General features: G+C 62.8%; 13 protein-coding genes and 1 pseudogene. 6 read left to right on the top strand and 8 right to left on the bottom strand.

The window, feature by feature from the left end; translation table 11 throughout:
• Window positions 1–35 precede the first annotated feature (35 nt).
• The 8 genes and pseudogenes from NA619_RS07565 to NA619_RS07600 form a co-directional block, all read right to left on the bottom strand.
• Complete coding sequence (locus tag NA619_RS07565) at window positions 36–1,034, bottom strand: LacI family DNA-binding transcriptional regulator (RefSeq protein ID WP_255961173.1); 999 nt, start codon at window positions 1,032–1,034, stop codon at window positions 36–38.
• 6 nt (window positions 1,035–1,040) lie between these two features.
• Window positions 1,041–2,024 (bottom strand): ABC transporter permease, encoded by a 984-nt coding sequence (locus tag NA619_RS07570; protein WP_255961174.1) that lies wholly within the window; start codon window positions 2,022–2,024, stop codon window positions 1,041–1,043.
• The gene (locus NA619_RS07575) at window positions 2,021–3,589 is read right to left on the bottom strand and encodes a sugar ABC transporter ATP-binding protein (protein ID WP_255961175.1); all 1,569 of its coding nucleotides are present in this window, start codon (window positions 3,587–3,589) and stop codon (window positions 2,021–2,023) included. The genes NA619_RS07570 and NA619_RS07575 overlap by 4 nt, the downstream gene beginning before the upstream one ends.
• A complete protein-coding gene (locus NA619_RS07580; RefSeq protein WP_255961176.1) occupies window positions 3,586–4,542 on the bottom strand; it encodes a sugar ABC transporter substrate-binding protein in 957 nt (318 codons plus the stop codon). The genes NA619_RS07575 and NA619_RS07580 overlap by 4 nt, the downstream gene beginning before the upstream one ends.
• Before the next feature lie 146 nt (window positions 4,543–4,688).
• On the bottom strand, window positions 4,689–5,861 hold the full coding sequence (locus NA619_RS07585) for a patatin-like phospholipase family protein (protein ID WP_255961177.1): 1,173 nt from the start codon (window positions 5,859–5,861) through the stop codon (window positions 4,689–4,691).
• Between the two features lie 279 nt (window positions 5,862–6,140).
• The gene (locus NA619_RS07590) at window positions 6,141–6,551 is read right to left on the bottom strand and encodes a hypothetical protein (protein ID WP_255961178.1); all 411 of its coding nucleotides are present in this window, start codon (window positions 6,549–6,551) and stop codon (window positions 6,141–6,143) included.
• A gap of 1 nt (window position 6,552) precedes the next feature.
• Window positions 6,553–7,509: pseudogene (locus tag NA619_RS07595) on the bottom strand (DUF6402 family protein).
• Window positions 7,510–7,518: 9 nt separating this feature from the next.
• Window positions 7,519–8,031 (bottom strand): PAAR domain-containing protein, encoded by a 513-nt coding sequence (locus NA619_RS07600; RefSeq protein WP_255961179.1) that lies wholly within the window; start codon window positions 8,029–8,031, stop codon window positions 7,519–7,521.
• A 188-nt stretch (window positions 8,032–8,219) separates the two neighbouring features.
• Between NA619_RS07600 and pnuC the strand changes: the two genes are divergently transcribed.
• The 6 genes from pnuC (at window position 8,220) to NA619_RS07630 (ending at window position 12,944) form a co-directional block, all read left to right on the top strand.
• Window positions 8,220–8,783, top strand: a complete 564-nt coding sequence (pnuC, locus tag NA619_RS07605) for a nicotinamide riboside transporter PnuC (protein ID WP_255961481.1) — start codon at window positions 8,220–8,222, stop codon at window positions 8,781–8,783.
• 112 nt (window positions 8,784–8,895) lie between these two features.
• Complete coding sequence (locus NA619_RS07610; RefSeq protein WP_255961180.1) at window positions 8,896–9,267, top strand: hypothetical protein; 372 nt, start codon at window positions 8,896–8,898, stop codon at window positions 9,265–9,267.
• 2 nt (window positions 9,268–9,269) lie between these two features.
• A complete protein-coding gene (locus tag NA619_RS07615) occupies window positions 9,270–9,455 on the top strand; it encodes a DUF1289 domain-containing protein (protein WP_255961181.1) in 186 nt (61 codons plus the stop codon).
• Between the two features lie 266 nt (window positions 9,456–9,721).
• On the top strand, window positions 9,722–11,557 hold the full coding sequence (locus tag NA619_RS07620) for an ABC transporter ATP-binding protein (RefSeq protein ID WP_255961182.1): 1,836 nt from the start codon (window positions 9,722–9,724) through the stop codon (window positions 11,555–11,557).
• Between the two features lie 125 nt (window positions 11,558–11,682).
• Window positions 11,683–12,207 (top strand): AAA family ATPase, encoded by a 525-nt coding sequence (locus tag NA619_RS07625; RefSeq protein WP_255961183.1) that lies wholly within the window; start codon window positions 11,683–11,685, stop codon window positions 12,205–12,207.
• A gap of 107 nt (window positions 12,208–12,314) precedes the next feature.
• Window positions 12,315–12,944: a Type 1 glutamine amidotransferase-like domain-containing protein gene (locus tag NA619_RS07630; protein WP_255961184.1), complete on the top strand. Its 630-nt coding sequence runs from the start codon at window positions 12,315–12,317 to the stop codon at window positions 12,942–12,944.
• The last annotated feature ends 10 nt before the right edge of the window (window positions 12,945–12,954 follow it).

Below are 12,954 nucleotides of genomic sequence, written 5' to 3' on the forward strand. Positions count from 1 at the left end.
TCTCTCTCGGCGAAACGCCGATGCGACGGGGCTGTTCAAGCCGGTGGTGTCGCGCTGGATTCGCGCAGCACCAGGGTGGGTTCGATGACTTGCTGTTCGGCGGGCAGATCGGGCGTGCGGATACGCGCGAGCAACCTCGCGGCCGCCTTTTCGCCCAGCTGGCCGATGGATTGGCCGACCGTGGTCAGCGCGGGGTACAGGTAGCGGCTGACCTGGATATCGTCGAAGCCCACCACCGATAGCTGCTCCGGCACGCGTACATCCCGTTCGGCCGCTGCACGCAGCACGCCGAGGGCAATCATGTCGTTTCCGGCAAAGATCGCCGTGGGCGGCTGGTCGCTATCCAGCAGTACCTGCGCCGCCGCATAGCCCGCCGGGCTGGTGAAAAGGCAATCGACAACCGGCAGGGCTTCCACCTTTGCACCTGCCAGCGCACGTCGATAGCCCGCAGCACGCAGCTGCACGACCTGCGTGCTGGCCGGCCCGCCGATGCAGGCGATACGGCGATGGCCCAACTCAAGCAGGTGCTGCGTGGCGAGAAAGCCGCCGCGTTCATGATCGACCTGCACGCGGTCAGCGGTAACGCCATCCAGCGAGCGGTCGACCAGCATCAGCGGCACGCGCAGACCGGCGAGCGCCTCGGCAAAGGCCTTGTCGCTGGCCACGGTAGCGACGATCAGGCCATCGATACGGCGTTCCACCAGCACCCGCAGGTAGCGCAGCTGCTTGTCGATGTCGTCGTCAGAGTTGCACAGGATCACGCTGTAGCCGTTGCGCTCGGCATGGTCCTCGATGCCCCTCGCCAGCTCGGCGAAGTAGGGGTTGCTGGCGTTCGGCACCAGCAACCCGAGGGTGCCGGTGGCGCGGGCGCGTAAAGAGCGCGCCACCCCGCTGGGGACATAGCCCAGTTCGGCAATGGCGGCCTCGACCTTCTCGCGCACCGGGTCGCTCACCGGCCGTGTGCCGTTAACCACGTGGGAGACGGTGGTGTAGGAGATGCCGGCGCGCGCTGCGACGTCCTTGATGGTGGCCATGAATCCTCAGCCCCTGCGCTTGGCGCGGTGGCTGCGGTAGGTGTCGAGGATGACCGCCACCACGATCACGGCACCGGTGATGATGCGTTTGGTCGGCTCGGTGGCGCCGATCTGCGCCAGCCCGGCGGCCAGCACGGAAATGATCAATACGCCGAAGAAGGTGCTGATCACCGAACCGCGCCCGCCCATCAGGCTGGTGCCGCCGATCACCACGGCAGCGATGACCTGCAGTTCCAGGCCGGAGCCGGCGTTCGGGTCAGCTGCTTCCAGGCGCGAAATCTGGAACAGCGCGGCCAGGCCGGCGAGCAGGCCCATCAGCGCAAACACTGAGACCTTGTACGGCTTGGGGTTGATGCCAGCCAGGCGCACCGCCTCTTCGTTGGTGCCGATGGCCACCAGGTAGCGTCCGAACACGCTGCGGGTCAGCAGCAGGTGCGCCGCAACGATCACCAACAGTGCGATGACGAACGCGGGCGAAATACCCGCCGCGACCGGCGTCGACAGCCAGGCATAGGCGTCGCCGATGTAGGCGGTGCGTGAGTCGGTGAGCTGGTAAGCCAGGCCGCGCGCCATCTCCAGCACACCGAGGGAGACGATGAACGACGGAATACCCCAGGCCACGGTGATGGTGCCGGTCACGGTGCCGGCCAGTGCGGCGCAGGCCATGCCGAGCAGCGCCGACGGCACGATGCCCCAGCCAAAGCCGAGCATCGCCACGCTGACTACCGCAGCAGCCAAGGCAAGTACCGACCCCACCGACAGGTCGATTCCGCCGATGATCAGGATGAGGGTCATGCCGACCGACAGCACCATCAGGTCCGGGATCTGGTTGGCCAGGGTGGTGAAGGTGGCGTAGGACAGAAAGTGACTGCTCAAGGACGAGAACAGCACGATCATCGCCAGCAGCGCGCCTGCCAGGCCGAGGTACGTGCCCAGGCCCTGGTGCGTGCCGCTGCGCTTGGCGGCAGGCGTGACGGAAGGGGTGGTCATTGGGAAAGCTCCTGTAACGGGGGCGCGACATCGCCGAGCATGGCCTCGCGGCTGCGGTAGCCGGCGAAAGCGGCAGCCAGCAGACGGTCCTGGCTCCAGTCGTCGCGGTCGAATGTTTCAATGAGGCGGCCGGCGGACAACACGCCGATACGGTCGCAGATCAGCATCAGTTCGCGCAGGTCGCTGGACACCACCACCAAGGCTTTGCCCTGGCGCGCCAGCTCGCCGAGCAGGCGGTAAATCTCGAACTTGGCGCCGACATCGATGCCACGGGTGGGCTCGTCGAACAGCAGCACGCGGCAATCGCGTTCCAACCAGCGGCCAATCACGACCTTCTGCTGATTACCGCCGGACAGCTCGACCACCGCCTGATGCGGCCCATTGCAGCGAATCCGCATCGAGTCGATCTGCCGCTGCGCAAGGGCCTGCTCAGCCGCCGGACGCATCAGCCCGTGGCGCGAGACGGCCGGCATGTTGCCCAGTGCCAGGTTGGCGGCGATGGGCTGGCTCAGCAGCAGGCCTTCGCCTTTGCGGTCTTCGGTGATCAGCGCAATGCCGTGGCGCACGGCTTCGGCCGGTGAGCGCACGCGTACCGGCACCGGAGGATTGCCGAGCGAGACCTGACCACTGTCGGCGCGGTCGGCACCGTAGATCAGGCGCAGCAGTTCGGTGCGGCCGGCGCCGATCAGCCCGGAGATACCGTAGATTTCCCCGGCACGGACAGTGAAGGACACATCCTCGACCTTGCCGCGACGGGTGAGGTTGTCCACTTGCAACAGCGGCGCGCCGATCTGGCGTTCGCCCAGATCGATGGCTTCGCCGACATCGCGGCCAACCATCAGGGTGACGAGCTCATCGCTGCTGTAGCGGTCGATGGGCTCCACCGCTACCAGTTGGCCGTCACGCAGCACGGCGACGCGCTGCGCCACTTTCGCCAACTCTTCCAGGCGATGCGAGATGTACATGATGGCGACCCCGGCTTCGCGCAGCCGCTGGATCTGCGTGAACAGCAGGTCCACTTCGCGGGCAGTCAGCATGGCCGTTGGCTCGTCGAGTACCAGCACACGGCAGTCGCCAATCAGATTGCGGGCAATCTCGACCATCTGCTGATGACCGACGCCCAGGGCGGCTACCGGCGTATCCGGGTCTACCGATTCCAGGCCGACCTGCGCCATGGCCTGGCGCGCCATCTCGCGCAAACGGCCACGGGCAATCCAGCCGCCACGGCTGGGCAAATTGTCGAGAAACAGGTTCTCGGCCACGGTCAGTGTCGGAAGCAGGTTGAGTTCCTGCAGCACCATGCGCACGCCAAGGCGCTCGGCCTCGCGCCGGCTCGCCGGGGCATAGGGTTGACCGAGGAAGCTCAGCGAGCCGGCGGTGGGCTGCTCCAGCCCGCAAAGGATCTTCGACAGCGTGCTCTTGCCGGCGCCGTTCTCACCGGTCAGCGCCAGCACCTCGCCGGCGCGCAATTGCAGGTCGATTCCGCCCAGCACCGGCTGGGCGTAGGTCTTGCCGATGCCGCTGGCGGCGAGAACGGTCTCGCCGCCTACTACAGCGTGGGTCACGGCTTGGTCACGAGTTCGACGGGGGTTTCGATGACGCCGTCTTTGGCATCGGTGGATTCGCCCTTGACCAGCTTGAGCGCCGCTTCGATACCGAACACGGCCTGCTGGGCGGCAAACTGGTCGGCGGTGGCGAGCACGCGGCCGTCCTTGAGCATGGGCTTGATGGCATTGATGTTGTCATAGCCAACGACCTGCACCTGACCCTGCTTACCGGCCGCGCGCACTGCGGATACCGCGCCAAGCGCCATGCTGTCGTTACCGGCCAGCAATGCCTTGAGGTTCGGGTACTCGTTGAGCATGGCGGAGGCCACGGCGTTGCCGCGGTCGATCTCCCAGTTGCCCGACTGCACGCCGACGATCTTCATGCCGGCTGCTTCCATCGCATCCTTGAAGCCTGCGGTGCGTTGCTGGGCGTTGGTGGTGGTGGAAACGCCTTCGATGATGCCGACCTCGTCACCGGCCTGCAGCTTGTTCTTGGCCAGATACTCACCGACCAGACGCGCGCCCTTACGGTTGTCGGGGCCGACGAAGGGCACATCCAGACCCTTGCTCTTCACCACGTCCGGATCGAGACGGTTATCGATATTCACGACCTTGATGCCGGCATCGCTGGCTTTCTTGATCACCGCCACCAGGGCCTTGGAATCGGCCGGCGCGATGACCAGCGCATCGACTTTGGCGACGATCATCTGCTCGATGATGCGGATCTGCGCAGAGGTGTCGGTTTCGTCCTTGATGCCGTTGGCGATCAGCGTGAACTGGTCAGGGTTCTCTTTCTGGTAAGCCTTGGCGCCGTCTTCCATGGTGCGGAAGAACTCGTTGGCGAGGGACTTCATCACCAGCGCGACCTGGGGTGTTTCACCTTCGGCAGCTTGAGCGCTGGAGAGACTGATAAGGGCAGCGGCACCAAGCGCAATGGCGGCGCAGAGACGGGCAGGACGGAAACCGAACATGGGCAAACTCCTTGGCTATTGTCATTATTTTGCATGCGCAAACGTTTGCGCGTACTTAAAATTATGAAATGGCCTGGATTTTGTCAAACCCGTTTGTACCGCCGTTCATCGTTGAGGGTGCTGATATGCCATAGCGAAAGCAGCCGCTATGGACGCTCGATCCCTAGAAATGCCTTGAGTTCGGCTTTCTTGGCCATCGCATCCTGATAACCCAGTTCGATCAGCTCGCTGCAGTAGCCGGGTTCGAACAGCAGGTAACTCAAAAGCCCACCACCGCCTTCGCGCGTGCCGCCAGGGCCACGCAGAAAAAGCCTGAGGGCCGCAGGCAGCTCTCGCCGATGGCGGGCGGCAATCTTGTCTAGCGGTTGGCTGGGCGAAATCACCAGCACCTCGATGGGCGTCAGGCCGTAGGCGCGCTTGCGCTGTTCGATAGGCACCAGTTTCCCCAGTAGATTTAGGCGCTCCAGCAGCTCGATATCACTCTCCACGTTGTCGATGAAGGTACTGTTGAGCATGTGCCCGGCGATTTGCGCCAGGCTCGGGATGGTGCCTGTCGGCCTTGGTGTTGGCGCAGTCTTGGTCTGGTCATCTATCGGGTTGCCACTGACCCCGACCACCAGCACCCGCGTGGCGCCCAGGTGCAAGGCGGGGCTGATCGGTGCGGTCTGGCGTACCGCGCCATCACCAAAATACTCGCGGTTGATCTTTATCGGCTCGAAGATCAGCGGAATGGCAGTGCTGGCCAGCAAATGGGGTATTGCCAGGCGGGTCGGCACACCCACCCGACGATGGCGAAACCATGGGTCGATGGCTGCACGCCCCTGGTAGAAGGTCACCGCCTGGGCCGACTCGTAGCCGAACGCCGTCACAGCCACCGCGCGTAATTGCCGATGGCGTATCGCCGCGGCGATGCCGGAAAAATCCAACTCGCGCTCAAGCAGCTTGGCCAGCGGCGAGCTGTCGAGCAGCGCGACGGGAACCTGCTTGCCGAAACCGAGAACGCTATGGCCGAGGAAGCGGCTGGCCTGGTGCAATACGCCCGGCCAGTCACTGCGGTACACCTGATCAGTATGAAAACTGCCCCAGATAATGCTCAGCCGCCGCACCGCCTCGCGAAAATGCAGCGCGCCGCACGCCAGGCTGACGGCATTGATCGCGCCCGCCGAGGTGCCGACGATCACCGGAAACGGATTGCGTGAGGAGTCGGGCAGCAGATCAGCAATCGCCGACAGCACGCCAACCTGATACGCCGCTCGTGCGCCACCGCCCGACAGGATGAGCCCGGTAGCACCTGGGTTGGTTGCCGTGTCCTCGGTCATCAATGATTCCAGTTCGAGGGTTTCGGTGGCGCTTGGGCTCGCCAGAACAATGATTTCATCCCGGGTACTTATCACATGACGATCGAGACCGCGAATGGAGTGAAGCCGGTCGACCCTGCATCCGTACCTTGGCGTTCTCGCCGTTTGGCTTACCGTGCGGCAGAACCAGCTGTGCTGCCCCTTCGGGTTAGGTCGTGCAAGTACACGTGGCTATGTGACATGACATGCTGCATGGAATACAACCAGGCTGCATTCAATTTAACTTCCCTCTCTTGCGGCTCAGCCGTTCGGCACGACCTCATAGGGCGTATTGCTGATGAAGATGTTGCGCCAGTCCGGGCGCCATTGAGGGATGCTCAGGGTAAAGCCCTGGGCGCGCTTGTCGAAGTCGATCCAGGTCACGCCCAGGCTTTGGCTGTCCTCGCTCGCCCGCATGTCCACGGAGCGCGAGGTAAAGAGTGGGCTGCGAAATACCTTCGACCGATCCGCCCGGTCGACGATGCGTACGTACGATAGGCCCCCGCCAGGGGCCAGCAAGCCCTGTACCGGCACGCTCTCGATGAGATGGCCACCTTGCGGGCTGACGTGCGAAACCGACGGCGGCGCGTTCAGCGCACCGTTCAGGCTCCAGCCAAAGAGCAGGGCGAACGCGGCGAGAAGGCTGCATGCAGCGAGAGTAGCTTTTTTCATGTCAGCGTTTCGGCAGAGTGATGGCGGGCGTGCCAAGTGGCAAGGGCTCGCGTAGCAGATCGGAAAACACGCGGAAGTCTCCCCCTCGTTTGTATTTTGACCGGTAGTCGGCGAAATGGCTGTTCAGCACAAGCATGTAGCGTTTGCTCTGCTCGTCCATGTAGCGCCTTTGGTTCTGGGCACTCATTCCGAAGAGGGACTGCTGTGTGATGCCGCGGGAGACCGCATCGACGCCCGCATTGTGCGCCGTGGCCTCCAGCAGGCTGGGAGCGATACCATCGAAGTTCCAGAAGCCCAGCGGCTAGCTGAACACCGAGCCATCGTCGTTGAAGTCGTAGTTGTCTTCGGCATAAAACAGCAAGGTTCTCGGGCGAAACAGGATGCGATCTGCATGAACCTCTACGTCACCCTCGGCCGCTACACGTAGGTTGAAGTCCGCCAGCGCTCCGCGCAGGTCGTTGAGGCCTTCGCTGCCCCACTTGGAAAAGGTGATCGTGCGTGAGTTGAAGTAGCCGAAGCGCTCCACCGCGCTCGCCAGGTTAGGGAAAAGCAGGGGGTAGCAGCCAAGCCCCTTGTCGGCATAGGCCTTGAGCAGATGCTTGCGGATTTCACCCAGGGCGGCGGCGTTGTTCCAGCTTCGGCGCAGCTCGGCGAGAGCCGGCTGGACCTTGTCGAAACTGGCCACCCAACTCATCTTGACGATGCTTTCCTCGATGTACTGCGCTGGGGGCCATTCGGCGTGTTCCTTGACCTGCTGCAACATGCCGCCATTTTCCGTCGGCCAGGGTTGTCCCTGAAACCAGTGGCGCATCAGCGCGGCGGAAACCGGCCAATCAATGGCATCCATGGCTGCCGGAATATCGGTGATCTTGAACAGCCTGGCCTGAACTGGGGCGCCTTGCGTATTGCTCGCAGGGCTAAGGTTAGATTGTGCGACGACTGGCTCCGTGCTCGACATGCTGCGCCCTCAGCCAATGTAGATTTCGGTTTGTGGCGCGAATTCGACGGATACGGTCTCGGCCGTATAGGCCGCAGCACGTTTGGTCTTGCCGTGCTCGTCAGTGACCCCTTCGATGACTTTTCCGGAGGCCGTCTTTAGCTTGTAAGGGCGGTTGGCCAAAGGCAGGCCGGTATCGCTATCGCTGAGCACGAAATGCTCGTCTAACTGGTTGGGTATCGGCGCTGGCGCAGTGAAGGGCGCCGTGCTCACCGACGAGCCGACCAGGATGTTGCCGGAGCCAGTCACGATGCTGCCTCCGTGCGTCGTGGGGCTGCCGAGGAAGGCAACCGGCTTACCATTGACCAAGATGGTGGCTTCGCCTTCTGATATCGCGCCACCACAGCTACTGGTGTCACCGACTCGGGCAGCAGGTAAATTGTTGAACAACACGTCCTGCGAACCAACCGCTATCGGGTTGGAGCCGTGGCCGGAGATGGGGCAGGAGTGGGTGTCGGATAAGCGAGCAGCGGGATTGGCCATACGAGTTCCTTTCGTATCTAAAAGTGAAGGGTCAAAACCCTAACAAGTCTGCGGGCGTTCATCGACTCCGCCATCCCAAGGAATCCGACTTGTTAACGTTTTTTGCCTTCCATGGGGTGTCCGGATTGCGCCGCATCAGTGTCCACCGCTTGCCGTATCATGCGCACCCCTTTTTCTTTCATCAGCCCATGACCACCCTCGAACTCATCGCCTCCGCCCTCGGCGTTCTTGCCGTCTGGCTTACCGTGCGGCAAAACCCGCTGTGCTGGCCCATCGGTTTGGTGATGGTGTCGCTCTATGCCTGGTTCTTCTTCGAGGCGCGGTTGTATTCGCAGGTGTTGCTCAACGGAGTGTTCGCGGCCATGCAGCTGTATGGCTGGTGGCAGTGGACGCGTGGCAGCAGCGGGGAAGGCGGCCGGCCGGTGGTGGGTGCGACGGCGATGGAGATCGGCGTTGGCCTGCTGGCGGCGACGCTGGGCAGTCTCGGGCTGGGTTTGTTGATGGCGACGGCTACCGAAGCGGCCTACCCCTGGCCGGATGCGGCGTTGACGGCGTTCAGTCTGCTCGCTCAGCTGTGGATGGCGCTCAAGCGTTGGCAGTGCTGGGTATTGTGGATCGTGGTGGACGTGCTCTACGTGGCGTTCTTCGTTTTTCAGGAGTACTGGCTCACCTCGGGGCTGTACGGGTTGTTCACCATGCTGGCGGTGATGGGCATACGTGAGTGGCTGCGGTCGAGGCTCTCGGTGCAATGAAGCCTTAGCCGGCCAGCCCCTGTGTGTGAGGCTCTGGTGTGATGGTCGGTTAGACTGGCCGAAATGGCCCCCGCGAGGCGAGGGCCTTACCCCCTCTCGACAGGACCACAGGATGCTTCCCAGCAAACGCGACCAGACCCGTATCGAGCGGCAGCTGTCCAGCTGCCTTACCGAGGCTTGCGAAGAGGGCAAGGCGCAGATCGTCGGCTTTAGCTGGCTCACCCACGGGGTGGATTACGGCCGCTTCCCCGAAAGCCTGCAGGTCACCTGGATCTTCAACACCGAGGCGCAAAAAACCGATGCGCTCGCCCAGGGGCAGGATGACCTTATGCGAACCCTCACCCGAGCGGCGCTGGATGAGGCCGGAATCGACATGGAGAAACTGATCGCTCCGGTGCGCTTAGACAGCGAAGAGGCCTGCAAACGGGCCGATGGTGGTGACTGGCAGCGTCGCTTGGCTCGCAGTGCCACGACCCGGCACTGACCGTGGCAAAGGACATCGAAAACCCCTGCGTTTCCGTCTGCCAGTTGAGTGGCGAGCTGTGTCTCAGCTGTGGGCGAACCAAAGAAGACATTCGCAAGTGGAAGCGGATGAAGCGCCCGGAAAAGATGGCTGCGGCGCAGCGTGCAGCGTTGCAGCTGAAACGCCTGCAGGCTGGCAAAGGACCTTGATCAGGGGTTGAGGGCTTGCCTTGCAGCACCAGGGCCGCACCTGTTTGGCTGCTTCTCAGAGGCAGCAAGCCGTGGCCCGCGTCCGTTGGGCTGTGATCACGATTCGGTTTGCAGTTGATGATTTACACTCCTGTAACCCGCGTGCCAGAGCATGTGGTTTTCACGTCTAAACACAGCGCCTGCCCTCGGGTGCGATGTCATCGACCGGCCCCGCCGTCGGTTGCCACTAGCAAGAACCCGCCCACTCGCCAGAGCAAACTGTCCCCATGTTGTTTCGCCGTTTCGAAAACCTGATCGATGTCTTCAAGCCCAGCCCCGACGTCGCGCCGCCCGCCGGCATGCTGCGGTTCTACGCGCATTACCTGAAGCAGGTCTGGCCGTTGATGATCGCCGTGCTGGTGATCGGCTTCTTCGCCGCGCTGATCGAGGTGGCGCTGTTCAGCTTCCTTGGCCAGCTGATCGACATGGCGCAGACGACCGATGACGCGCGGACCTTTTTCACCGAACACCGTAACGATCTGCTGTGGATGGCGCTGGTGGCGCTGATCATCCGGCCCTTCGTGTTCGGCCTGCATAACCTGCTGACCCATCAGGCGATCAACCCCGGGCTGACCAATCTCATTCGCTGGCAGAACCACCGGTACGTGCTCAAGCAGAGCCTGAATTTCTTCCAGAACGATTTCGCCGGGCGCATTGCCCAGCGCGTCATGCAGACCGGCCCGTCGCTGCGCGATTCGGCCATGCAGGTGATCGATGCGATGTGGCATGTGGTGGTCTACGCCGGCAGCGCGCTGTACCTGTTCGCCGCCGCCGACCTGCGCCTGATCGTGCCGTTGGTGTTGTGGATTGTCAGCTACAGCGCGGCCCTCTGGTACTTCGTGCCGCGCATCAAGGCGCGCTCGGCGGCCGCATCTTCGGCGCGCTCCAAGGTGATGGGCCGGGTGGTCGACGGTTACAGCAACGTCGCCACGCTCAAGCTGTTCGCCCATTCCAGGGAAGAGGAAAGCTACGCCCGTGAGGCGATGCAGGAGCTTCTGGATAAATTCCGCCTGCAGTCGCGCACCATCACCAGCCTGGATTTCCTCATCACCTGCATGAACGGCCTGTTGATCGTCGGCACCGGTGCACTGGCGCTGTGGCTGTGGAGCGAAGCGCTGATCACCACCGGCGCCATCGCCCTGGCGCTGGGCCTGGTGATCCGCATCAACAACATGGCCGAGTGGATCATGTGGGTGGTCAACGGCATCTTCGAGAACGTCGGCACCGTGCAGGACGGCATGAAGAGCATCGTCCGGCCCCGCGATGTGCTCGACCGTGAAGACGCCAAGCCGCTGCAGGTTGAGCAGGGCGGCGTGCGCTTCGACGACGTGCATTTTCACTACGGCAAAAAGGGTGGCGTGATCAGCGGCCTCACCATCGACATCCGTCCCGGCGAGAAAATTGGCCTGGTCGGACCTTCGGGCGCCGGCAAATCGACACTGGTCAATCTGCTGCTGCGCCTCTATGACCTGGAAAGTGGGCACATCCTCATCGATGGGCAGAACGTCGCCGACGTCAGCCAGGAAAGCCTGCGCGCCAACATCGGCGTGGTGACGCAGGACACCTCGCTGCTGCACCGTTCCATTCGCGACAACCTGCGCTACGGCAAGCCCGACGCCAGCGATGAACAACTCTGGGCTGCGGCGCGCAAAGCCCGCGCCGATGCGTTCGTCACCACGCTGGACGACGGGCAGGGTGGGCTTGGCTTCGAGGCCATGGTCGGAGAGCGTGGGGTGAAGCTGTCCGGCGGCCAGCGCCAACGCATCGCCATCGCCCGGGTGCTGCTCAAGGACGCGCCGATCTTGGTGCTCGATGAAGCCACCTCGGCGCTGGATTCGGAAGTCGAAGCGGCCATTCAGGAGAGCCTGGACACGCTCATGGACGGCAAGACGGTCATCGCCATTGCGCACCGGCTGTCGACCATCGCACGCATGGATCGACTGGTGGTGATCGACGAAGGCCAGGTGATTGAGACCGGCACCCACGCAGAACTCATCGAACGCGGCGGCCTGTATGCGCGCCTGTGGCAGCACCAGACCGGAGGTTTTGTCGGTGTGGATTGAGGCGAAAGGGTGCGGACGGGCGATGGACCGGGGCGTCGAACTTCAGGGAATTCGGACATGACAATCGCGGCTCTGCTTATCGGCCGGCCTCTCGCTTTCCTGCGGAACGAAAGGCACGTGGCTCGATGAAAGTGCTGGTGCTCACCGGGGCGGAATCCACCGGCAAGAGCTGGCTCGCCGCGCGGCTTCAGCAGCGCTTCGGCGGTGTGGTGGTTGGCGAATACGTCCGTCATTTCATCGACCACGAACGGCGTGACACCTGCCTGGATGATATCCCCGCCATCGCCCGCGGCCAGCTCATGTGGGAAGACGCCGCACGCGTTGGGGCGCCCGGGCTGCTGATCCTCGATACCCATCTGCTGAGCAACATGGTCTGGAGCCAGACGCTGTTCGGCAGCTGCCCGCCATGGCTGGAAGATGAACTGCTGGCGCGCCGATACGACCAGCATCTGCTGCTATCACCCGACGGCGCCGAATGGCATGCGGATGGCCAGCGCTGCCAACCGGATATGCGCGAGCGCTGGCAATTCCATGAGGCCTGTCGGGCGTGGCTTGAGAGCCATCGTCAGCCTTTCGTGGAGATTGCCGGCGATTGGGCCAGCCGCGAAGCGCAGGCAATCGAGCGGGTCCACGCGCTGCTGGATGAGTGATGCGCTAGCCGCACTCGTTTGGGACGTGATTGTCTTCTTTTTGCCTGGCTGATGACTTCGCTGCTGACAGCGACGGGTCCGCTCCATGTCCACAAATCGAGAACGCTATGAATATTTTCCTGACATCTTCATTCGCGGAAGTCGCGGACTTGTTTGTCACCTTCACTCAAGGTGCATGCCGTGGCCAGAGGGTTACGTTGATTCCCACGGCAAGTCTCGGCGAGGAAGTGAACGCTTACCTTATCGCCGCCAAGGATGCGCTCGTTGCAGCTGGTCTGGTGATCGACGAGCTCGAAGTGTCGACAGCCAGTCAGGCAGAGATTGCCGAAAAGCTTGAACGTAACGCGTTCATTTACGTGGCCGGCGGGAACACCTTTTTCCTCTTGCAGGAGCTGAAGCGGACCGGTGCGGACACTTTGATCGTAGAGCAGGTCCGGGCAGGCAAGTGTTATATCGGCGAGTCCGCCGGTTCTGCCGTGCTTGCCCCCAGCATCGAATACTTGCAGAGGCTGGATGACCCCAGCGCCGCTCCGGATCTCGACTCCTATGCGTCGCTCGCATTGGTGGATTTCTACCCGCTACCTCATTACAGGAACGCACCATTCAAAGAGGCAGTCGAGCAGGTATTGATCGAGTACAACGGCACGCTGGACCTTCGCCCATTCGGTAACCACCAGGCGATTGCCATAGCGGGCAATAACGTCGATATCCAGACAAGCACGAAACCCTCTGAATAGACGGGGCGAT

The organism is Stutzerimonas stutzeri, assembly GCF_024448895.1.
Taxonomy (GTDB): Bacteria; Pseudomonadota; Gammaproteobacteria; order Pseudomonadales; family Pseudomonadaceae; genus Stutzerimonas; species Stutzerimonas stutzeri_Q.

Coding starts and splice junctions, on each gene's coding strand:
- NA619_RS07610 (WP_255961180.1), top strand. CDS start 8,896: ATGCTTCCCAGCAAACGCGACCAGACCCGTATCGAGCGGCAGCTGTCC.
- NA619_RS07590 (WP_255961178.1), bottom strand. CDS start 6,551: ATGAAAAAAGCTACTCTCGCTGCATGCAGCCTTCTCGCCGCGTTCGCC.
- NA619_RS07600 (WP_255961179.1), bottom strand. CDS start 8,031: ATGGCCAATCCCGCTGCTCGCTTATCCGACACCCACTCCTGCCCCATC.
- NA619_RS07570 (WP_255961174.1), bottom strand. CDS start 2,024: ATGACCACCCCTTCCGTCACGCCTGCCGCCAAGCGCAGCGGCACGCAC.
- NA619_RS07625 (WP_255961183.1), top strand. CDS start 11,683: ATGAAAGTGCTGGTGCTCACCGGGGCGGAATCCACCGGCAAGAGCTGG.
- NA619_RS07630 (WP_255961184.1), top strand. CDS start 12,315: ATGAATATTTTCCTGACATCTTCATTCGCGGAAGTCGCGGACTTGTTT.
- NA619_RS07580 (WP_255961176.1), bottom strand. CDS start 4,542: ATGTTCGGTTTCCGTCCTGCCCGTCTCTGCGCCGCCATTGCGCTTGGT.
- NA619_RS07585 (WP_255961177.1), bottom strand. CDS start 5,861: ATGACCGAGGACACGGCAACCAACCCAGGTGCTACCGGGCTCATCCTG.
- pnuC (WP_255961481.1), top strand. CDS start 8,220: ATGACCACCCTCGAACTCATCGCCTCCGCCCTCGGCGTTCTTGCCGTC.
- NA619_RS07620 (WP_255961182.1), top strand. CDS start 9,722: ATGTTGTTTCGCCGTTTCGAAAACCTGATCGATGTCTTCAAGCCCAGC.
- NA619_RS07565 (WP_255961173.1), bottom strand. CDS start 1,034: ATGGCCACCATCAAGGACGTCGCAGCGCGCGCCGGCATCTCCTACACC.